Origin of the sequence: Vibrio sp. 10N.286.48.C11 (assembly GCF_041469805.1) — a bacterium.
Lineage (GTDB): Bacteria > Pseudomonadota > Gammaproteobacteria > Enterobacterales > Vibrionaceae > Vibrio > Vibrio crassostreae_C.
Genome location: NZ_JBFRLK010000049.1, coordinates 103,841 through 126,175 on the forward strand (window position 1 = coordinate 103,841; position 22,335 = coordinate 126,175).

Below are 22,335 nucleotides of genomic sequence, written 5' to 3' on the forward strand. Positions count from 1 at the left end.
GTGTTTATACAAACACGGCCCGCGGAAAATCAGAATTGTTTTCTCTAGTCTTCGAGAAGCTTCTGCAGTAACACGCCGTTAAGCATGGCGCGCTTAATCATAGCAAAAGCTCCCATCGTAGGATGTTTATCGATCTGTGATGCTACAATAGGCAGGCCGCTATGGAAAGTCGTTAACGACTGATTCTCTACATTGCGCTTAATTGCAGGAAAAACAATCTCTTGTGCCTTGGTAATATCACCAGCAATGATAACTTTTTGAGGGTTAAATAAGTTAATCGTCATCGCGATAGCCTTACCTAACTGGTTTCCTACTCGAACTAAGCTTTGCTTGGCTAGCTCATCACCATTAATCGCGTGGTCACAAACGTCTTGAATCGTAATATGCTCAAGCTCTGTTAAAGAAGACTCATAGCCTTGTTTAATCAGCTTCTGCACGCGTTCAACGATAGCTGGGTTTGCCGCTACTGTTTCAAGACAGCCGAAGTTACCACATTGGCATTGCTCGCCTAGCGGATCAATTTGGATATGACCAATTTCACCCACATTACGGTTATGACCTAGGAAAACCTGACCATTAACGATAATGCCTGCACCTGTACCACGGTGAACACTGACCAAAATAGAATCTTGGCTATCTTTACTTGCACCGAAGTAGTGCTCAGCAAGCGCCATTCCACGAACATCGTTACCAACAAAACAAGCAACATGGAATGTATCGCGAATAATGTCGCTTAATGCGAGGTTATCGATGTCGGTATTCGGCATGTACTCAACAACACCGGTCGTTGGGTTAACCAAGCCTGGAAGCGTGACACCAATAGCAATCAGTTGTTCGATCTTTGGTTGATGCTCAGCAATGAAAGCTTTGAGGTTATTGACCAAGCCTTGGGTAAGGTCTGATTGGTCTGAATAATTCAGGTCTTGCTGTTGGAAAGCCAATTCACGACCACCAAGGTCATGCAGGCTTATTTGAATGTAGTCTCGACCCAAACGCACAGCAACAGAATGAAAAGGCTCTACTTCTGTGGTTAGGGAGATAGCGCGTCTACCGCCAGTAGACGCTTGCTGCGCAACCTCTTTAATTAGGCCGCGCTCTAAAAGTTGGCGGGTAATTTTTGTAACACTTGCCGGTGCGAGTTGGCTTACATCAGCCACTTGTATACGACTGATAGGCCCCTGTTGGTCTATAAGTCGGTATACCGCCGCACTGTTTAGTTGTTTAACTAAGTCTACGTTACCTATTTGTCCGCCATTCATACTTAATTGTGCTCGTATTGTCCGTTAACAACAGTCGCTTTAACGTTAAAGTCTCGGTCAAATACAGCTAGGTTTGCAACCATGCCTTTTTTGATTCGACCTAGCTTGCTTTCTACACCGATAGCCGTAGCTGGGTATAGCGTAGCCATGCGAAGAGCTTCGTCTAAAGCGATACCAGCGTGCTCAACTGTATTCTGAACTGCTTCAATCATAGTCAGAGCTGAGCCGCCCAGTGTGCCGTTTTCATCAACACACTTACCATCACGGTAATATACTTTCTTACCGACAAAAATAAAGTATTCCATGTCAGCACCTGCAGGAGCTGTGGCATCCGTCACTAATACCAACTTTTCTCCCTTGATTTTATGCGCAATTCTGATGTTTGCGTAATCAACGTGGAAGCCGTCGGCAATAATGCCAGCGTAAACCTCAGGAGTATCGTAAATCGCGCCAACAACGCCAGGCTCACGACCAACCATCGGCGTCATTGCATTGAACAGGTGAGTGGCGAACGTGATACCAGATTCGAAACCTTGACGCGCTTCTGCGTAAGTTGCGTTGGTGTGGCCGATAGAAACGACAACGCCAGCTTTGTGCAGGCGTTCGATGTGTTCAGGGTCGTTAAGCTCTGGAGCCAATGTTACTTTTGCAACAAGGTCACGGTTCTCACAGATAAGCTCAATCATTTCGTTGTCAGATTTACGAATGTGATCGACGCTATGGATGCCTTTTTTCGCAACGTTTAGGTAAGGGCCTTCAAGGTGCAGACCTAAAGATTGGTTTTGGTACTGGTTATGGTATTCACGAGCTGCCGTAATAACCGCACGCATATCTTCGTCTGAAGAGGTGATAAGCGTTGGTAGGAAGCTAGTACAGCCAGATTTCAGGTTCGCTTTGTGCATGATCTGCATGGTTTCTGCAGTGATCTCATCGTTAAGCATTACACCGCCACAACCATTCAGTTGTAGGTCAATGAAACCTGGGCTTAGGTTTGCTCCGTCTAGGTCGCGAAGCTCGATTCCTTCTGGCAATTCAGAGATAGGACAGACTTTTTTGATCAGTTCGTTTTCGATTACAACAGCATGATCGGTTAGAACATCACTACCAGTGTAAATTTTACAGTTACTTAGCGCGTACATAGTCAGCTAATCCTTATTTCGTGAGATCTTTTAAATTCGTTCGTTACCTAAATGCGGACTTAGTTTGCGAGCATCATTTACGTAACGATTTATCTTTTATGGGCAAACGGCTTCAAAATGAGAAGCGATTTAAGTTGTTGAAAAACATATGAACAATTGATTTTTATTATACATTTAGGTCCATCAATAATGATTATTCACGGTGCTCTATAAGCCCGGAGTTACCATCTTTTTGCCTAATGATTAGATTTGGATTTTATCCATAAATGTTCGTTTTTTTTAATGATAAAATAAGTTTTATGATCTCGCTAGCAAAAACCTCTGGATTTGGTAAAAACTGGTGATTAGGATCACAAATGGTAAGGTTTTAATTTGCGGAGCAAAATTAATTGAATACACTGAATAGGACTAAATTGAGCGACTAAAATAAGTTTCTCAAACGAATTCTAAAAAATCCTATAGGGGGAAACAACTGGTGAATATTCTAGGATATGCGCAGAAGCTTGGTAAGGCGTTAATGCTACCAATCGCAACGCTTCCGATTGCGGCATTGCTGCTACGTCTGGGTCAACCAGACTTACTCGATATCGCATTCATGGCATCTGCTGGTAACGCAATCTTCAGTCAACTACCATTATTGTTTGGTTTGGGTATAGCTATTGGTCTTTCTAAAGACGGTAACGGCGCAGCAGGTCTTGCTGGTGCAGTTGCTTACTTTGTTCTGACAGCAACCGCAACAAACATCGATGCTAGTGTAAATATGTCATTCTTCGGCGGTATCTTTGCAGGTATCATCGCAGGTCACTCTTACAATGCATTCCACGCGACTCGTCTTCCAGAGTGGCTAGCATTCTTCTCTGGCAAACGTCTAGTTCCTATTATGGCTGGTCTATTTGCTCTAGTTGCTGGCGCAATCTTTGGTGTTGTATGGCCTGCTGTTCAATCTGGTCTAGATGCACTTGCTCACGCAGTTTCAACGTCTGGCGCTATCGGTCAATTTGTTTACGGTACTCTTAACCGTGCACTTATCCCAGTAGGTCTACACCATGTACTGAACTCGTACTTCTGGTTCGGTATGGGCTCTTGTCAAGAGATCGTAGTTGCTGCAGAAGGCTTCTCTCAACTTTGTGTTGACCCTGCACTAGCTAAAACTTTAGTTGTTGGTCAAGAGTACACATTTGAATTTGCTAACTCAGTTAACCCAGAAATTGTTGCAACTGTTAAAGAAGTAACTGAAACAGTTAAATCTGGCGACCTACACCGTTTCTTCGGCGGTGATAAAGGCGCTGGCGTATTCATGAACGGTTTCTTCCCAGTAATGATGTTCGGTCTACCAGGTGCTGCACTTGCAATGTACCTAGCTGCTCCTGCTGAAAAACGTAGCCAAGTTGGTGGCGCACTATTCTCAGTTGCATTCTGTTCATTCCTAACAGGTATCACAGAGCCGCTAGAATTCATGTTCGTATTCCTAGCTCCTGCTCTATACGCAATGCACGCTGTATTTACAGGTTTGTCTCTAGTAGTTGCTAACATGTTTGGTACTCTGCACGGTTTCGGTTTCTCTGCTGGTCTTATCGACTTCGTATTGAACTGGGGTCTAGCAACTAAACCATTCGTACTACTACTAATCGGTCTTGGCTTCGGTGCTCTATACTTCTTCACTTTCTCTTTCGCAATCCGCGCTTTCAACTTGAAATCGCCAGGTCGTGAAGATGATGACGAAGCTGTTGCAGCTCCTGCTGGCGAAGCACCAAAGGGCGACCTTGCACGTCAATACCTGAAAGCTCTAGGTGGTCACGACAACCTAACTTCAATCGACGCTTGTATCACTCGTCTACGTCTAACTCTTAAAGACCGCTCTGTTGCAGATGAAGTTGTTCTTAAGAAACTTGGTGCTAAAGGTGTGGTTAAACTAGGTGAAAACAACCTACAGGTTATCCTAGGCCCACTAGCTGAAATCGTAGCTGGCGAAATGAAAGCTATTGGTGCAGGCGAAGACCTATCTGATGTAAAACTTCCACAGTAAGGGAAGTACTTAATTAAGACGTAAAGTTACTCTTAAGTAAGTGTCAAATTGAAAGCCTCCCACACGGGAGGCTTTTTTGTGCCTGCAGTTTAAGACCAGCGAACACGGTTCGTTCTATTCTTCATCGAATAGCAGAAATAATCGCAATTAACGGACGGTTCTTATTGTGCAAAGGCTAAGAATTGTGGATGATTAGCAACAATGATCTTTCTATCTTTGACTGGCGCTATAAGCGACCGTTTTCTTGGGGACGAAAGATAACTTTCTCTGACAATACTAAATACATAGAGGTGCTATAGATGAGTGAAGCTGAGGCTCGTCCATCGAATTTCATTCGCCAAATTATTGATAAAGATTTAGCGGATGGTACACACAGTAGCGTGCATACTCGTTTCCCGCCGGAGCCAAATGGCTACCTGCACATTGGTCACGCTAAATCTATTTGCTTGAACTTTGGTATTGCTCAGGACTACCAGGGACAATGTAATCTTCGTTTCGATGATACAAACCCTGAAAAAGAAGACGTTGAATACGTTGAGTCAATTAAGAATGATGTAAGCTGGTTAGGCTTCGAATGGTCTGGTGATATTTGCTACTCATCAAACTACTTCGATACGCTTTACGCTTATGCTGTGGAATTAATTAATAAAGGCTTAGCGTATGTTGACGAGCTAAGTCCTGATCAAATCCGTGAGTACCGTGGCACGCTAAAAGAGCCAGGTAAAGCGAGCCCATACCGTGACCGCAGCCCAGAAGAGAACCTAGCGTTGTTTGAAAAAATGCGTGACGGTGGCTTCGAAGAAGGTAAAGCGTGTCTACGTGCTAAGATCGACATGAGCTCTTCGTTCATGGTTATGCGCGATCCTGTTATCTACCGTGTTCGTTTTGCTCACCACCATCAAACGGCTGACAAGTGGTGCATTTACCCAATGTACGACTTTACTCACTGTATCTCTGATGCGTTGGAAGGTATTACGCACTCTATCTGTACGCTTGAATTCCAAGATAACCGTCGTTTGTACGATTGGGTTCTAGATAACATCACGATTGACTGCCAACCTCGTCAGTACGAGTTTAGCCGCCTGAATCTTGAATATACAGTGATGTCTAAGCGTAAGCTGAACCAACTTGTGGTTGAAAACCTAGTTCAAGGTTGGGATGACCCACGCATGCCTACTATTTCTGGCCTACGTCGTCGTGGTTTTACTTCAAGCTCGATTCGTGAATTCTGTAAGCGTATTGGTGTAACTAAGCAAGAGAACATGATTGAGTTCGGTTCACTTGAATCTTGCATCCGTGATGATCTGAACGAAAATGCACCTCGTGCAATGGCTGTTCTGGATCCAGTTAAGATCGTTATCGAAAACTACGAAGCAGATACAGTAGAAACGTTAACGGTTGCAAATCACCCAAACAAGCCAGAAATGGGCACTCGTGAAGTACCATTTACACGCGAAGTTTGGATCGAACGTGACGACTTCCGTGAAGAAGCAAACAAAAAGTACAAGCGTTTGGTTCTAGGTAAAGAAGTTCGCCTGCGTGGTGCTTACGTGATCAAAGCTGAACGTATCGAAAAAGATGCAGAAGGCAACATTACGACTATCTTCTGTTCTTACGACAATGAAACATTGGGTAAGAACCCTGCAGATGGCCGCAAAGTGAAAGGCGTTATCCACTGGGTATCTGCTGATAAAGCACTGCCTGCTGAGATTCGTTTGTACGATCGTCTATTCACAGTGCCAAACCCAGCCGCTGCTGATGACTTCGCTGCAACGCTAAACCCTGAATCTCTTGTTACGCTAAATGGTTTTGTTGAACCTAGCTTAGCAGAAGGTGTGGCAGAGCAAGCGTACCAGTTTGAACGTACAGGTTACTTCTGTGTGGATTCGAAAGACTCTAAAGCAGATGCACTAGTCTTCAACCGCACGGTTGGTCTACGTGACACATGGGGTAAAACTGAAGCTTAATGCTTGAGTATTTAGTTTGTTAAAAACGACCCAATAAAAAACCGGCTTAGAGCCGGTTTTTTTGTGTCTTAAATTTGATTACCAAGGTGTTTCTAGTGACCAACTAGCGTTTTAAGCACTAGAGCCAGAGTTTTAGGGATTATTAGGGTCTTGTTGGGTTACTTCACCCGTGCGTGAGTTGTACCAGAAAACATAACCTGCATTACCAGGATCGCTGTCGAAATCGACTCCAGTGTAGATGAAGTAGCAAAGCGCGAGTTTGTTTTGAGGAGTACCGTCTTTGGCAACAAAACTATGGTTTTGACGGCGGGTAATAAAATCAAAATTGTTGGACTGGTTCGGGTCTGTAGTAGCGGTCAGGTCGGTTGTCATAATGGCATTCCATATTGACACACACCCTTGGTCACCTTGACCTATGTTGTAAGGCTGCCCCATAGGGTTGCCTTTATCGACGCCGAGTGGATAGCCGACGTCATTTATGTCCAATTGAGCATTGCCGTCTCCGTCTTCCCCAAAACCTGGCATGTCATTCATTTCAGCGTTGCCGCCGCCGCTGACCAGCCATTTACTGTGAGCAAACGTGATCGCAGTTTGAAATTGAGATTGAGCAGCGTCAAACAGAGCGATACGGCCATCGGTTTGAATGTTAAGAAAACGGGGAAGGGCAACAATAGCAAGCACTGCAATAATCACTACAACAACCAACATCTCAATTAAAGTAAAAGCCTTAACTAGCGGGATTCTTTTCATGGATACTTTATGATGCCCTATATAAAAAACGCCGGCCTAAGCCAGCGTTCTGTATTACTACTTCGCTTTATGCGCGTCTGGATTGCCTTTGCAATCTCCGTTAATGCTTTTGCCGTACAAGTACAAACTGTGGTTTGTTAGTTGCACGTTGTAACGCTGAGCAATCTCTTTCTGTCTTTCTTCGATGATGTCATCAGAGAATTCGATCACTTCGCCACAATCTAAACATACAAGGTGGTCGTGGTGGTGCTGTGTAGAAAGTTCAAATACAGACTTGCCGCCTTCGAAGTGGTGACGAGTTACAATGCCAGCGTCATCGAATTGGTTAAGTACTCGATAAACGGTTGCAAGACCGATTTCTTCACCTAGGTCGATCAGCTTCTTATATAAATCTTCAGCACTAATATGTTGGCAGTCTGGCTGTTGTAATACTTCTAAAATTTTGAGCCGTGGAAGGGTCACTTTAAGACCTGCATCTTTTAGCGCTTGATTATTGTCTGACATATACTTTCCTGTTGATGATCTGCAGCAATTAACAGAATTCAATATTAATACCATTATAGTTTAGTCAGGCATAACAATAAACCACGAACTTCAAAGGGTTACTTACTGACATCACAATCTGTTTTGTAAATTGGAAGTATCTCACTTATAGTGGAGGTACGACCAGTCAAGGTGACGGTGTTTCTGATATGAACATGGAATGTTGTTATGAATAAGCAACTCGCAAAAATATATAAACCCAACATTGTAAAATTTGCTCTTAATATTTGGCCTCCCTTTTGGGGAGCGGGTATTCGAATAGCCCACATTAGCACTGACTTTAGGGTTGTTAAGACAGTACTTAAGCTACGCTGGTGGAATAAGAACGCCAATCGTACTCAATATGGCGGCAGTATCTTTTCTCTTACCGATCCCGTTTACTCATTGATGTTAATGGGAATTTTAGGTGAACGATATTATGTTTGGGATAAAGAAGCGAGCATTAACTTCATCAAGCCGGGGCAATCGGACTTGTATGCAGATTTTGAGATAAGGCAAGGGCAGCTTGACGATATCTATCGTCAGACGCAACTCGGTGAAAAGTGCTTCCCCGAATTTATTATTCACGTGAAAGATAAGCAGGGTAATGTGGTTTCAGAAATTCAACGCACCCTCTATGTAAGAAAGAAGCCGCAATTTAGAGATGATGATGAAGCATTAGAGGCTGAGTGCTAATTAATAGATTTTAAATAGCAAAAAACCTCCAATAAGGAGGTTTTTTCATATCTACATAATGGTTATTAACTGTAACAATTAACAACCACTAGAGAATTAGTCTTCTAGCTCTGCTAGGCACATCTCTTCGTGGATTTGTTTAACCCAGTTAGATACGCGCTCATCAGTTAGCTCAGGTTGACGGTCTTCATCGATACATAGACCAACGAATTGGCTGTCATCGCCTTCAACTAAACCTTTCGATGCTTCGAATTCGTAGCCTTCAGTTGATGTGTGACCTAGGATAGTACCGCCTTTCGCTTCAACGATGTCACGGATAGTACCCATAGCATCACAGAAGTATTCTGCGTAATCTTCTTGGTCGCCACAACCAAAGATAGCAACAAGCTTAGTTGAGAAATCAATAGCTTCTAGCTCTGGGAAAAAGTCATCCCAATCACATTGTGCTTCGCCGTAGTACCACGTAGGGATACCAAGCAGCAGTAGATCGAAGTTATCGATATCTTCTTTGCTGCTTTTTGCAATGTCTTGAACGTGAACGAGCTGTTTGCTCAATTGCTTTTGAATCATCTTAGCAACAGCTTCAGTGTTACCTGTATCGCTACCAAAGAAGAGACCTACACTTGCCATAGAATCATTACCTTTCATTTTGTCTGTTGTCGGTGTAATAAAGTTCGGAAGAGAATCGTTAGATCCCAGTTCCTTCCCAGCTTAGTTGGATTATCCCTTTGGCGATAAAACCCGCACAGCCAAGGAAAAGTACTAACCATACGATGCGACGACCAAATGGAGGAACATTTCCCTGCTTGAGAACGTCCTTAATTGCCATACCGATTAAAAAGAAAATCGCGGCAAACAGGAGATCTAAACCAACAGATTCGATGATGTTCATGTAGTCGTAAAGCATGGGAACCTTATATACCAATTTTGCTTGGGCGCACTATATCACTGTTGTGAGATAAAGTTAATCTGCAGTAATTACACAGCTCTCATTTATCTGCACGAAAAAGCGCAGTTAAGCGATGAATTTTCTAATTGCTCTAAGTACTTCTGCTGGTTTTTCAGCATGCAGCCAGTGACCTGTGTTGGCAATGACATGCGCTTTTGCGTTAGAAAATTGCTGCTGAACGGCTGCTTGATGTTCTGCGGTGAGGTAATCTGAATCCCCACCTTTAATGAGCAAGGTTTTGACCGAGGTTTTCTCGATCGGTTCCCAACCAATAATATGTGGGTAGTTGCTCAATAACGAAGCAACATTGAAGCGCCATTCCATGATGCCTTGCTCTGTTTTGAACAAAGATTTGGTTAAAAACTGGCGAACGCCATCGATCTCGATATGTTTTGCGAGAACCTTGAGTGCATCTGAGCGTGAAGTCGGCTCTTCTTCTATCACGGCTTGCAGGCCTGCGAATACGTTGTCGTGGCGACTCTGAGTGTACGCGACCGGAGCCATATCCAAGACAATCAATTTATGCAGCGCAAGATGTTGTGTCAGTGCCATCGCTACTTTGCCACCCATCGAGTGACCAATCACAGTGACGTCTTCTGACTTAAGATCATGCAGCAGTTGAGCCACGTCTTGTGCCATCGCTTGATAGTTATGAGTGTCACTATGGAAGGATTGACCGTGGTTGCGGAGATCGATACTAAGTACCTGATGATCGGCTTTTAGATCCCTAGCGAGCAAGCCAAGGTTGTCCAGATTACCGAATAATCCATGGATCAAAACAATGGTGTGACCCTCACCTTCAATTTTATAGTTGAGCTGTACTGACATTTTTATCTTATTCATGGTGGGTTTGACGTAGAGTATCCGCGCGGATCTCGCTATAATCCCCCAGAGTTTAAACATTGAGATTGTGAAAAGCGAATGAAAACAATTGAGGTTGATGAGGACCTATACCGTTTTATTGCGGGTCAGACAGAACGTATTGGCGAAAGCGCTTCAGATATTCTGCGCCGCTTGTTACAGGTTGATAGCCAAGGCATGGCTCCGATCGAAGAGATCGTTGAGCCAAAAGGTATCGTTGTTAGCAAAGAGGTAGGCTTTACTCCAGAGAAGTTCGATGGCGTTAAAGAAATGCGCTCACTACTAATATCAGATGAGTTTGCATCACTAAAGAAAGCCATTGATCGTTTCATGCTTGTGTTATCAACACTGCATAAAATCGACCCTTTAAGCTTTTCAGAAGCAACTCAAGTAAAAGGCCGTAAGCGCGTTTACTTTGCAGATAACGAAGCGACGTTGCTAGCAAACGGCAACACGACTAAGCCTAAAGCTATTCCACAAAGTCCTTTTTGGGTTATTACTAATAACAATACAAGCCGAAAAAGACAGATGGTTGAGCAGCTTATGAGCCGCATGAATTTCCAAGCAGAATTGATAGAAAAAGTAACAGGTTCAATTTAACGAAATCTGATTTAAACCTCATAATATCCATGGATAAGAAGATATTATGAGGTTTTTTTGTTTTAAAATTTTATATATAAGGATGTCGAAAAATGGCTATGCACCCTCGTGCTGGGCAGAAAGCTCAGCAGGAAGATCTTCATAATATCCCGGCTTTAGTTGCTAACTATTTCTTACAGCAACCGGATGCTACGAACCCAGATCATAAAGTACTTTTCGGTACTTCAGGTCACCGCGGTACAGCAGACAGATCAACATTTAACGAAAACCACATTCTAGCAATTACACAAGCGGTTGCTGAAGTTCGTGCCGAGCAAGGTACAACTGGCCCTCTTTTCTTAGGTAAAGATACTCACGCTCTATCTGAGCCTGCGTTCTCTACGGTTATCGAAGTGCTTGTAGCGAACGGTGTTGAAGTTATTATTCAAGAAAACAACGGCTTTACTCCAACACCTGGTATCTCGCACGCGATTCTTACGCACAACCTAGTGAATGACAAAAAAGCCGACGGCATTGTTATCACGCCTTCACATAACCCACCTCAAGACGGCGGTATTAAATACAACCCGACACACGGTGGCCCAGCTGAAGCTGAACTGACTCAAGCGATTGAAGACCGTGCGAACGTGATCATTGCTGAGCAAATGCAAGGTGTTAAGCGTACGCCTATCGCACAGGCTAAACAGTCTGAGCTAGTAAAAGAAGTTGACCTAGTCGCGCCATACGTCGCTGATTTGGTTAACGTCGTGGATATGGAAGCGATCCAGAAAGCAAACATCAAGATTGGTGTTGATCCACTGGGTGGCAGCGGTATTGATTACTGGCGTCAAATTGGTAAAGCGTACAATCTAGATCTTACTCTGGTAAGTGAAGCGGTTGACCCTTCATTCCAATTCATGTCTCTAGATAAAGATGGCGTAGTTCGTATGGACTGTTCTTCTCCATACGCAATGGCAGGCTTACTGGCGCTTAAAGACGAGTACGCTCTAGCATTTGGTAACGACCCAGATTACGATCGCCACGGTATCGTGACACCTAAAGGTTTGATGAATCCAAACCACTTCTTAGCGGTTTGTATTGATTACCTATACCGTAACCGTGAAGGTTGGGGTAAAGACGTTGCTGTTGGTAAGACACTAGTATCAAGTGCATTAATCGATCGCGTAGTTTCTGACTTAGGTCGCGAACTTTGTGAAGTGCCAGTTGGTTTCAAATGGTTCGTTGATGGCTTATACAACGGCCAGTTTGGTTTTGGTGGCGAAGAGAGCGCAGGTGCTTCTTTCCTACGTAAAGACGGTACGCCTTGGTCAACAGATAAAGACGGCCTGATTCTTTGCTTGCTTGCGGCTGAGATCACAGCAGTGACAGGTAAGAACCCACAAGAATACTACGAAGAACTTGCCGCTAAACACGGTGAATCTAAGTACAACCGTATTCAAGCGGTAGCAAATGGTGCACAGAAAGACGTGCTGAAGAAACTATCTCCAGAGATGGTTTCTGTTGAGACGTTGGCTGGTGATGCAATTACTGCACGCTTAACACACGCTCCAGGTAACGGTGCTGCGATTGGTGGCTTGAAAGTGACAACTGAGAACGGCTGGTTTGCTGCTCGTCCATCAGGCACTGAAGACATCTACAAGATCTACTGTGAAAGCTTTAAGGGTGAAGAGCACCTGAAAGCAATCGAAGCAGAAGCTCAAGAGATTGTGAACCAAGTATTTGCAGCGGCTGGCCTATAATCGAATCTCGATTACTAGAGTTGCTACGTAAATAGAAGAAGGGTTGATGTGAAAGCATCAGCCCTTTTTGTTTGTGTTAGTTACGTATAAGCGGGAAAAGGTAACTGAGTTAGCTCAGACGACTAACCGTGTGGCCAACTTTGTGGTATCACAAACCAGAATTGCCCCGACTTTGTTTGCCCATGGACGAAGCGATCACCGAACTCGGTGATAGGCTGACTGCTGAAATCATCCGTCCCTGCTGCCCATTGCTCTTTGGTGAGTGGATACAGTGGTTCACTGATTAAATGAGCCTGATCTTGATAGCACCAAAAGCCGTTTACTTGGCTTGGGTTAATGTCATAGCCCAAGCATTTTGTCGGTATGTTTTGCTCTAAGAAAGGGTTGGTATACAGACGACCTTGCATCAGTAAGTGTTTTGAGTCGACATCGATTTCTGGATATTGCTCAACAAAGGCGGCAGAAGAGGACATTTCGAGTTGGTGGCTGAGCATCCTGTCGAGTTTCTTATCCAATTGGTCGTGAGAGTTGGGTCCAAACCATGTTTGTTCGTGGAGCAGATAAAACTTAATCGCCACTTCCCAATGTTCCAGCTTTTGGCTGCTCTCTTCTTTAAGAATAAAGTCGATTGCACCGAGAGTTCTGCCTTCCACATTGATCTGAATCTCGTCGTGCTTTATCGAGTAATTCGGTGAGGCAGCGATCACTTGCTCGCATAGATATTGGTAGAGGAAACCTAATCTAGGATTACCCTCATAAGTATGTGATGAGTCGATGGCATGGTTGCTAGAGAATGCACTGAGATCCGAAACCGGTGGCTTGATTTCTAGTAATGGCGGTGAGTCGATGACCCATTGGTAAAAACGTTGCAGTGCTGTCATCTCTTCCTCATAAACTCATCGTGGGGCTTTCGACATTCTACCCGTAAATTGATATAACGACGTTATTATAAAGGTAAGCTGGAAAGAAAAATGATTAACTTACAATTAGAAAAGCTACTTAACGAAAAACTGCAGCCACAGCAGATTAAAGATTACTGTCCTAATGGTCTTCAAGTTGAAGGCGCGACAGAAGTGAAGCGAATCGTTACTGGTGTAACAGCTTCTCAAGCCTTGATTGATAAAGCGGTAGAACTGAACGCAGACGCTTTGTTAGTCCATCACGGCTTTTTCTGGAAAGGCGAGTCAGAAGCGATTCGTGGCATGAAGGGCAAGCGCATTCGTACCTTGATTAAAAATGACATCAATCTTTTAGGTTATCACTTGCCGCTTGATATCCACCCTAAGCTTGGTAATAACGCGAAACTGGCGGAGTTACTTGAGATAGAAGTCGAAGGCGGTTTGGAAGGGCACCCACAATCGGTTGCTATGTTTGGTAAATTAAAAACACCAATGACAGGTACTGAATTCGCAGCAAAAATCGATCAAGCTCTAAATCGTAAACCACTGCATATCGCTCCAGAAAACCAAGACAAAATGATAACGACCGTCGGTTGGTGTACTGGTGGTGGTCAAGACTACATTGAGCTAGCGGCTTCTCAAGGCATTGATGCTTTTATTTCTGGTGAAATTTCTGAGCGCACTACTTACTCAGCACGCGAGCAAGACATTCATTATTTTGCTGCTGGCCACCACGCGACTGAGCGATACGGTGTAAAAGCGTTAGGTGAATGGTTAGCGGAAGAACATGGCTTGGATGTTGAGTTTATTGATATCGATAACCCAGTTTAAGAGCAGATGCGAGATAAGGGGTACGAGTCGAGTGTATGCGTCGTTCTCTAGAATTGATCAGGTAACCTGTATAGTTTATCTGCTCGCTTAAGGAGATCCCCAACTCATTCGTCCCTCGTTCTTGGGGATGACGATATTATTTTATTCGTTCACTTCGCATTCTTGAGGATGACGGGGTTGAGAGCTTACAAAAGAAAAGGGGTTGATGTTCTCACATCAACCCCTTTTAACATTATGATTTATAGCAACTATTCACGTTCGTGAAGTGCTTTAAAGTCACGTTGTTCTTCACCAGTATATAGCTGACGAGGACGACCGATACGGTTCGTCGGATCGCTGTGCATTTCGTTCCAGTGAGCAATCCAACCGATGGTACGAGACATCGCGAAGATTACTGTAAACATAGATACTGGAATACCGATTGCTTTCAGAATGATACCTGAGTAGAAATCTACGTTCGGGTATAGCTTCTTAGAAACAAAGTACTCATCAGAAAGAGCGATACGCTCAAGTTCCATCGCTACGTCTAGAAGTGGATCTTGGATGTTTAGCTCTTTAAGCACTTCGTGACACGCTTCGCGCATTACTGTTGCACGTGGGTCGTAGTTCTTGTAAACACGGTGACCGAAGCCCATCAAACGGAATGGGTCATCTTTGTCTTTTGCTTTCGCAACGTATTCTTCAATGTTATCTACGCTACCGATCTCTTCAAGCATGCGCAGACAAGCTTCGTTTGCACCGCCGTGAGCTGGGCCCCAAAGTGATGCGATACCTGCTGCGATACACGCAAACGGGTTAGCACCAGATGAACCAGCAAGACGCACTGTAGACGTAGAAGCGTTCTGTTCGTGGTCAGCATGTAGAGTGAAAATCTTATCCATTGCACGAGCAACGATAGGGTTCACTTCATACTCTTCACATGGGTTTGCAAACATCATGTGTAAGAAGTTTTCTGCGTAGCCTAGGTCGTTACGTGGGTAGATAAACGGCTGACCGATTGAATATTTGTAACACATTGCAGCCAGTGTTGGCATTTTTGAAATCAGGCGGTATGCCGCAATTTCACGGTGTGTATCGTTGTTGACATCAAGTGAGTCGTGGTAGAACGCCGCTAGAGCGCCTACAACACCACACATTACAGCCATAGGGTGAGCGTCACGACGGAAGCCGTGGAAGAAACTAGCGATTTGCTCGTGCACCATAGTGTGACGTGTCACGGTAGTCTTGAACTTTTCGTACTCAGCTCTAGATGGGGCTTCACCGTAAAGAAGTATGTAACATACTTCTAAGTAATCAGCGTTATTGGCAAGTTGGTCGATTGGATAACCACGATGTAAAAGAATGCCTTTTCCACCGTCAATAAAAGTGATTTGAGACTCACAGGATGCAGTGGCAAGAAAACCAGGGTCAAAAGTGAAAAAACCATTAGAACCTAGTGTACGAACATCGATCACTGGAGTACCAAGTACACCTTCTGTAATCGGCAGCTCGATTGGCGCTTGACCTTCAATGTGAAGGGTAGCTTTCTTATCCGCCATAACAATCTCCTTTGTTTATTATTTAATCCGTCCAGGATGTTTATGTGCCATTTTTTTACTGGTCTTACGTGGGAAAGTCAATTTTTCTGAAGCTTTGTGTGCACTTGTTAGTGTTTTTTACATTAAATTCGTTAAAAATCTGGTCTGTGTAGCATTATTTGTTACATCAATTGTATTAGAATGTTGCCAGTCGTATAGTGACGCTGAAAAGTTTGGTTAAAACCTTATAAATGCAAGGCTAAGAAGAAATGTGAGGTGTCTTTCTTAATCGAGCAGTTAACAATTATTTTACAATTATCTAAGGCTCAACTTCGGTTATTTGTTAAGTTAATGTTAAATTTTGAAGGTTTACAATCAAATTTTGTCCATAACAATATCATAAGGTTATTTAATGACCATAATGCTCAATGGAGCTGAGTGAGCAAGCCCGTGAAAGAAAGAAAGACAAGACCTGTTAATTTAGATTTACAGACCATCCACTTTCCAATCACAGCAATAGCTTCCATCCTACACCGTGTGTCTGGGGTGATAACTTTTGTCGCGATTGGAATTTTGCTTTGGTTACTATCCATTTCCCTCTCATCCCCAGTAGGCTTTGCCGAAGCTAGCGACATTGTCGATGGTTTCTTCGTGAAGTTTATTCTGTGGGGCATTTTAACCGCTTTGGCTTACCACATTGCTGGTGGTATTCGTCACCTTCTTATGGACCTTGGTCACTTTGAAGAGCTGGAATCTGGCGCGAAGAGCGCTAAGGTTGCATTCGCAGCAACAGCGGTATTGTCTCTACTAGCGGGGATCTTAGTATGGTAAACAACGTTTCTACTTTTGGTCGTAATGGTGTCCACGATTATCTATTGATTCGTGCTACTGCCATCATTATGACGCTTTACACTATCTACCTAGTTAGCTTTTGTGCTTTCTCTGGTGATATCTCTTACGCATCTTGGACGCAATTCTTTGGTGGAACCTTCACTAAAGTCTTCACCATGTTAGCGCTTACTTCTGTTTTGGTTCACGCGTGGATCGGCCTATGGCAAGTACTAACTGACTACATCAAGTGCGCAAAACTGCGTGTTGGTCTTCAAGTCGGTGTTGTTGCAGTTCTTCTTGGATATTTCTTCTCTGGTCTGTTTATTTTGTGGGGTGCGTAAGTGACTATTCCTGTTCGTGAGTTTGATGCCGTAGTGATCGGCGCTGGTGGTGCAGGTATGCGTGCCGCACTGCAAATTTCTGAGCAAGGCCTTTCTTGTGCATTGCTTTCTAAAGTTTTCCCTACTCGTTCTCATACGGTTTCAGCGCAAGGCGGCATCACTGTTGCTCTTGGTAACGCGCATGAAGACCATTGGGAACAACATATGTATGACACAGTAAAAGGTTCTGATTACATCGGTGACCAAGACGCTATCGAATACATGTGTAAAAACGGTCCTGAGTCGGTAATCGAACTCGAAAAAATGGGCCTGCCTTTCTCTCGTTTTGAGAACGGTACTATTTACCAGCGTCCTTTCGGTGGTCAATCTAAAAACTTTGGTGGTGAGCAAGCGGCTCGTACCGCAGCTGCAGCCGACCGTACTGGTCACGCACTGCTTCATACGCTTTACCAACAAAACATTAAACACAAAACGACGGTTTTCTCTGAGTGGTATGCACTGGATCTTGTTAAAAACGAAGATGGTGCAATTTTAGGTACTACCGCGCTTTGTATGGAAACGGGCGAGGTTTGCTACTTCAAAGCGAAGGCAACAATCCTTGCGACTGGTGGTGCTGGTCGTATCTACGCATCAACAACCAATGCACACATTAACACTGGTGACGGTGTTGGTATGGCGATTCGTGCTGGCGTTCCTATGCAAGACATCGAAATGTGGCAGTTCCACCCGACGGGTATCGCTGGTGCAGGTGTATTGGTAACGGAAGGTTGTCGTGGTGAAGGTGGTTACCTTCTCAATAAAGACGGCGAACGCTTCATGGAACGTTACGCACCAAACGCTAAAGACTTAGCGGGTCGTGATGTTGTTGCTCGTTCAATGATGGTTGAAATTCGTGAAGGTCGCGGTTGCGATGGCCCTTGGGGTCCACACATCAAGCTTAAGCTTGATCATCTAGGTAAAGAGACACTTGAATCTCGTCTTCCTGGTGTATGTGAACTTTCTCGTACCTTTGCTCACGTTGATCCAGTGAAAGAGCCAATCCCAGTAATCCCTACATGTCACTACATGATGGGTGGTGTTCCAACACAAGTTTCTGGTCAAGCTATTAAGCAAACCGAAGACGGCAACGATGTTGAAATCCAAGGTCTCTTTGCTTGTGGTGAAATCGCATCAGTATCAGTACATGGTGCCAACCGTCTAGGTGGTAACTCACTGCTTGATTTAGTGGTATTTGGTCGTGCGACAGGTCTACACCTAGGTGAGACACTGAAGAAGCAAGACGAAGCGAAACCTGCAACTGAAGCTGACATTGAGCGTTCACTAGAGCGTTACAACCGTTGGGAAAACAGCACAGACGGCGAAGATCCAGCGCAAATCCGTAAAGATCTTCAGCAATGTATGCAGAACAACTTCTCAGTATTCCGTGAAGGCAAAGCAATGGCTGAAGGCCTAGAAGAGCTAAAAGCGATTCGCGAGCGTCTGAAAAATGCACACCTATCTGATAAGTCTACAGAGTTCAACACTCAACGTATCGAGTGTCTAGAGCTTGAAAACTTGATGGAAACGGCATTCGCAACGGCTGTTGCTGCAAATTTCCGTACAGAGAGCCGTGGCGCACACGCTCGATTCGATTTCCCTGACCGTGATGATGAGCAATGGCTATGCCACTCACTTTACAACCCAGAGTCAGAGAGCATGACTAAGCGTGGTGTAAACATGGAACCTATCCATCGTGAAGCGTTCCCACCAAAAGCACGTACGTACTAAGGAGATATGACCATGAAACTGAATTTCTCTTTATATCGTTACAATCCAGATGTCGACCAGAAACCTTATATGAAGGAATACACTCTAGAAGTGGATGAAGGTTCAGACATGATGCTTTTGGATGCGCTTATTCTGTTGAAAGAGCAAGATCCAACAATCTCATTCCGTCGCTCATGCCGTGAAGGTGTATGTGGCTCGGATGGTTTGAACATGAACGGTAAAAATGGCCTAGCGTGTATCACGCCATTGTCTGCGCTTTCGGGCCAAGACAAGATTGTGATTCGCCCACTGCCTGGCTTACCCGTTGTTCGTGACCTGATTGTAGACATGACTCAGTTCTACGATAACTACGAAAAAGTGAAGCCATTCTTAGTGTCTGATGGCAATGTGCCACCGGCTCGTGAAAACTTACAAAGCCCTGATGAGCGTGCTCATTTAGATGGATTGTACGAATGTATCATGTGTGCATGTTGTACAACGTCATGCCCATCATTCTGGTGGAACCCTGACAAATTCATCGGACCAGCAGGCCTGCTTGCAGCGTACCGTTGGCTAATTGATAGCCGAGATACAGCGACAGACGAACGTTTGTCCGATCTTGATGATGCATTTAGCGTTTTTCGTTGCCATGGCATCATGAATTGTGTAAGTGTTTGTCCTAAGGGATTAAATCCGACGAAAGCTATTGGTCACATCAAGACCATGCTAGTGAATCGTTCGGTTTAAGTTATATAAAAATTGCCGCCCTAGAAGTTTTGGGGCGGCCTTTTAATAGCTCGGCATAGACCGCAGCAAACGTGAAAACTACTGGTTAAGGGAAAATATGCACAACGGCGTGATGAAGGCATGGCTCGAGTCTTCACACTTGGCTGGCGCCAATGCAACGTACGTAGAAGAACTCTATGAACTGTATCTAAGTGACCCAGATTCGGTAAGTGACGAATGGAGAAGTGTTTTTGAAGAACTGCCTGTGCAAGCTTCAGAGACAGTGGAACAACCACACTCTCGTGTTCGTGAATACTTCCGTCGACTCGCTCAAGAAACAAAGCATTACAGTGTCCAAGTTAGTGATCCAGATGTCGATGCGAAACAAGTAAAGGTTCTGCAACTTATTAATGCCTATCGATTCCGAGGGCATCAAGCAGCAAATCTAGACCCCCTAGGTTTATGGAAAAGAGCGACAGTTGATGAACTGGACCCTTCTTTCCACACTCTTACCGAAGATGACCTCAATGAGACGTTCAACGTCGGCTCTTACGCCATTGGCCAAGAGACGATGGTGCTTAAAGATCTCTACAAATCTCTAAAGCAAACGTATTGTGGCTCTATTGGTGCTGAATACATGCACATGACAAATACAGAGCAAAAGCGTTGGATCCAACAACGTTTAGAGTCTGTATCTGGTCAACCCTCTTTCAACAAAGAAGAAAAGCAAGCTTTCCTAGAAGAGCTAACTGCTGCTGAAGGTCTTGAGCGCTATCTTGGTGCGAAATTCCCAGGCGCAAAACGCTTCTCGTTGGAAGGTGGTGATGCTCTTATCCCAATGACGAAAGAAATTATTCGTCATGCTGGCGGACAAGGCATGCGTGAAGTTGTTGTTGGTATGGCTCACCGTGGTCGTCTAAACATGTTGGTCAACGTGCTTGGTAAAAAGCCACAAGACCTGTTTGACGAGTTTGCGGGCAAGCACGATGACACGTGGGGTACTGGTGATGTGAAATACCACCAAGGCTTCTCTGCGGACTTCGCAACGCCAGGCGGCAACGTTCACTTAGCACTAGCATTTAACCCATCTCACTTAGAAATCGTAAACCCGGTAGTTATCGGTTCAGTACGTGCACGTCAAGATCGCCTTGGTGATAATGATGGTAGCCGTGTACTTCCAATTACTATCCACGGTGACTCAGCTATCGCTGGTCAGGGTGTAGTACAAGAGACGTTTAACATGTCTCAAGCTCGTGGTTTCTGTGTAGGTGGTACGGTTCGTATCGTTGTAAACAACCAAGTTGGTTTTACAACGTCTAACCCTCGCGATACACGCTCTACGATGTACTGTACCGATATCGCGAAGATGGTTCAGGCTCCGATTTTCCACGTTAACTCTGATGATCCAGAAGCGGTTGCGTTTGTTGCGCGTCTTGCATTGGATTACCGTAATACGTTTAAGCGTGATGTTGTTATTGATTTGGTTTGTTACCGTCGCCACGGTCACAATGAAGCCGATGAGCCGAATGCAACACAGCCTTTGATGTACCAAAAAATCAAGAAGCACCCAACACCACGTAAGCTTTACGCTGACGTGCTAATGGAGCGCGGTGAGTTTGGTATTGATACAGCAACTCAGCTAGTTAACGAATATCGTGATGCACTTGATCACGGTGAAGTTGTGGTTAAAGAGTGGCGTCCAATGGCACTTCACTCAGTAGACTGGTCTCCTTACCTAGGTCACGACTGGAACATCGAGTGGGATAACAAGATTGATATCGAGCGCCTGAAAGAGCTTGGTACCAAACTTTGTCAATACCCGGACAGCCACAAGCTGCAAAGCCGAGTAAATAAACTGTACAACGATCGTACTGCCATGGTGAATGGTGAGAAACAAGTCGATTGGGGTATGGCTGAAACTCTGGCATACGCAACACTTGTTGACGACGGTAAGCGTATTCGTATCTCAGGCCAAGATTCAGGTCGTGGTACGTTCTTCCACCGTCACTCAGTACTGCACAATCAATCAGATGCAAGCACGTATGTTCCTCTTGCGAACATTCATGATAAACAAGGGCCATTCCAAGTGTTTGACTCTGTGTTATCTGAAGAAGCGGTACTCGCATTTGAGTATGGTTACGCGACAGCAGAGCCAAGCGGTCTAACCCTTTGGGAAGCTCAATTTGGTGACTTCGCAAACGGTGCACAAGTTGTTATCGACCAATTCATTTCATCAGGTGAGCAAAAGTGGGCACGTCTATGTGGTCTAACTATGCTGCTTCCTCACGGTTATGAAGGCCAAGGCCCGGAGCACTCTTCTGCACGTCTTGAGCGTTACCTTCAGTTATGTGCTGAACAAAACATGCAGGTTGTTGTTCCTTCAACACCAGCTCAGGTTTACCACATGATTCGCCGTCAGGTTGTTCGACCAATGCGTCGTCCACTGATTGTAATGTCACCTAAGTCATTGCTTCGTCACCCTCTGTGTACTTCTTCTCTTGAAGATTTGGCAGAAGGCACGTTCCAACCAGCTATCGCAGAAATTGATGACCTGGCGCCTGAGAACGTAAAACGCGTCGTGTTCTGTTCAGGTAAGGTTTACTTTGACCTGCTTGACCAAAGACGTAAGAACGAGCAAGACGATGTCGCTATTGTACGTATTGAGCAACTTTACCCGTTCCCTTATGAGGATGTGAGAGCTGCCATCGCACAATACACAAATGTAGTCGATTACGTTTGGTGTCAAGAAGAGCCACAAAACCAAGGTGCTTGGTACAGTAGCCAACATAATTTCCGAGCTGCTATCCCAGTAGGTGCTGATATTCAATACGCAGGTCGTCCTGCATCAGCATCACCAGCTGTTGGCTATATGTCAGTACACTTGAAACAACAAAAAGCGTTAGTTGACGACGCTTTGACCCTACTTAAGAACTAGA

Annotated in this window: 20 protein-coding genes; 11 read left to right on the forward strand and 9 right to left on the reverse strand. The window is 44.5% G+C overall.

Annotated elements, in window-relative coordinates; genetic code table 11:
- Window positions 1–44: 44 nt before the first annotated feature.
- Together AB4209_RS14280 and nagA are read right to left on the reverse strand one after the other, a co-directional pair.
- The gene (locus AB4209_RS14280) at window positions 45–1,259 is read right to left on the reverse strand and encodes an ROK family protein (RefSeq protein ID WP_372056265.1); all 1,215 of its coding nucleotides are present in this window, start codon (window positions 1,257–1,259) and stop codon (window positions 45–47) included.
- A 2-nt stretch (window positions 1,260–1,261) separates the two neighbouring features.
- Complete coding sequence (gene nagA, locus AB4209_RS14285) at window positions 1,262–2,398, reverse strand: N-acetylglucosamine-6-phosphate deacetylase (RefSeq protein WP_017062193.1); 1,137 nt, start codon at window positions 2,396–2,398, stop codon at window positions 1,262–1,264.
- 475 nt (window positions 2,399–2,873) lie between these two features.
- Here nagA and nagE point away from each other — a divergent pair, with 475 nt between their 5' ends.
- A complete protein-coding gene (gene nagE / locus AB4209_RS14290) occupies window positions 2,874–4,424 on the forward strand; it encodes an N-acetylglucosamine-specific PTS transporter subunit IIBC (RefSeq protein ID WP_032545860.1) in 1,551 nt (516 codons plus the stop codon).
- Between the two features lie 299 nt (window positions 4,425–4,723).
- On the forward strand, window positions 4,724–6,391 hold the full coding sequence (gene glnS, locus AB4209_RS14295) for a glutamine--tRNA ligase (RefSeq protein WP_017063407.1): 1,668 nt from the start codon (window positions 4,724–4,726) through the stop codon (window positions 6,389–6,391).
- 132 nt (window positions 6,392–6,523) lie between these two features.
- Here the strand turns inward: glnS and AB4209_RS14300 are convergent, their stop codons facing one another.
- Window positions 6,524–7,141, reverse strand: coding sequence for a prepilin-type N-terminal cleavage/methylation domain-containing protein (locus AB4209_RS14300; RefSeq protein ID WP_032547229.1), 618 nt, complete (start codon window positions 7,139–7,141; stop codon window positions 6,524–6,526).
- 57 nt (window positions 7,142–7,198) lie between these two features.
- Window positions 7,199–7,645, reverse strand: a complete 447-nt coding sequence (fcrX, locus tag AB4209_RS14305) for a ferric iron uptake transcriptional regulator FcrX (protein WP_017061956.1) — start codon at window positions 7,643–7,645, stop codon at window positions 7,199–7,201.
- A 207-nt stretch (window positions 7,646–7,852) separates the two neighbouring features.
- On the opposite strand from fcrX, the gene AB4209_RS14310 reads away from it, so the two are divergent.
- Window positions 7,853–8,359 (forward strand): DUF4442 domain-containing protein, encoded by a 507-nt coding sequence (locus tag AB4209_RS14310; protein WP_017061955.1) that lies wholly within the window; start codon window positions 7,853–7,855, stop codon window positions 8,357–8,359.
- A 96-nt stretch (window positions 8,360–8,455) separates the two neighbouring features.
- Here the strand turns inward: AB4209_RS14310 and fldA are convergent, their stop codons facing one another.
- The 3 genes from fldA to AB4209_RS14325 all read right to left on the reverse strand — a co-directional run bounded on the left by fldA (window position 8,456) and on the right by AB4209_RS14325 (window position 10,136).
- A complete protein-coding gene (gene fldA, locus AB4209_RS14315) occupies window positions 8,456–8,989 on the reverse strand; it encodes a flavodoxin FldA (protein ID WP_010436745.1) in 534 nt (177 codons plus the stop codon).
- Between the two features lie 58 nt (window positions 8,990–9,047).
- Window positions 9,048–9,266, reverse strand: a complete 219-nt coding sequence (locus tag AB4209_RS14320; protein ID WP_004737900.1) for a DUF2788 domain-containing protein — start codon at window positions 9,264–9,266, stop codon at window positions 9,048–9,050.
- A gap of 108 nt (window positions 9,267–9,374) precedes the next feature.
- On the reverse strand, window positions 9,375–10,136 hold the full coding sequence (locus tag AB4209_RS14325; RefSeq protein WP_017061954.1) for an alpha/beta fold hydrolase: 762 nt from the start codon (window positions 10,134–10,136) through the stop codon (window positions 9,375–9,377).
- A 93-nt stretch (window positions 10,137–10,229) separates the two neighbouring features.
- Between AB4209_RS14325 and seqA the strand changes: the two genes are divergently transcribed.
- Complete coding sequence (gene seqA, locus AB4209_RS14330) at window positions 10,230–10,769, forward strand: replication initiation negative regulator SeqA (RefSeq protein WP_017061953.1); 540 nt, start codon at window positions 10,230–10,232, stop codon at window positions 10,767–10,769.
- A 92-nt stretch (window positions 10,770–10,861) separates the two neighbouring features.
- A complete protein-coding gene (pgm, locus tag AB4209_RS14335; RefSeq protein WP_372056267.1) occupies window positions 10,862–12,508 on the forward strand; it encodes a phosphoglucomutase (alpha-D-glucose-1,6-bisphosphate-dependent) in 1,647 nt (548 codons plus the stop codon).
- 122 nt (window positions 12,509–12,630) lie between these two features.
- Here pgm and AB4209_RS14340 read toward each other — a convergent pair whose 3' ends face one another.
- Entirely contained in the window at window positions 12,631–13,389 is a 759-nt protein-coding gene (locus AB4209_RS14340) for a DUF1853 family protein (RefSeq protein WP_372056269.1), read from the reverse strand.
- Window positions 13,390–13,479: 90 nt separating this feature from the next.
- On the opposite strand from AB4209_RS14340, the gene AB4209_RS14345 reads away from it, so the two are divergent.
- On the forward strand, window positions 13,480–14,238 hold the full coding sequence (locus tag AB4209_RS14345; protein ID WP_372056271.1) for a Nif3-like dinuclear metal center hexameric protein: 759 nt from the start codon (window positions 13,480–13,482) through the stop codon (window positions 14,236–14,238).
- 248 nt (window positions 14,239–14,486) lie between these two features.
- Here the strand turns inward: AB4209_RS14345 and AB4209_RS14350 are convergent, their stop codons facing one another.
- Window positions 14,487–15,776, reverse strand: coding sequence for a citrate synthase (locus AB4209_RS14350; RefSeq protein ID WP_017061949.1), 1,290 nt, complete (start codon window positions 15,774–15,776; stop codon window positions 14,487–14,489).
- 417 nt (window positions 15,777–16,193) lie between these two features.
- Between AB4209_RS14350 and sdhC the strand changes: the two genes are divergently transcribed.
- From sdhC to sucA, 5 genes are all read left to right on the forward strand, one after another.
- Window positions 16,194–16,586, forward strand: a complete 393-nt coding sequence (gene sdhC, locus AB4209_RS14355; protein ID WP_017061948.1) for a succinate dehydrogenase cytochrome b556 subunit — start codon at window positions 16,194–16,196, stop codon at window positions 16,584–16,586.
- Window positions 16,580–16,927, forward strand: a complete 348-nt coding sequence (sdhD, locus tag AB4209_RS14360) for a succinate dehydrogenase, hydrophobic membrane anchor protein (protein ID WP_010436768.1) — start codon at window positions 16,580–16,582, stop codon at window positions 16,925–16,927. The genes sdhC and sdhD overlap by 7 nt, the downstream gene beginning before the upstream one ends.
- Window positions 16,928–18,694, forward strand: coding sequence for a succinate dehydrogenase flavoprotein subunit (sdhA, locus tag AB4209_RS14365; protein ID WP_017061947.1), 1,767 nt, complete (start codon window positions 16,928–16,930; stop codon window positions 18,692–18,694).
- Between the two features lie 12 nt (window positions 18,695–18,706).
- Entirely contained in the window at window positions 18,707–19,420 is a 714-nt protein-coding gene (locus AB4209_RS14370; RefSeq protein WP_010436773.1) for a succinate dehydrogenase iron-sulfur subunit, read from the forward strand.
- Window positions 19,421–19,517: 97 nt separating this feature from the next.
- Window positions 19,518–22,334 (forward strand): 2-oxoglutarate dehydrogenase E1 component, encoded by a 2,817-nt coding sequence (gene sucA / locus AB4209_RS14375; RefSeq protein WP_017061946.1) that lies wholly within the window; start codon window positions 19,518–19,520, stop codon window positions 22,332–22,334.
- Window position 22,335: the final 1 nt, after the last annotated feature.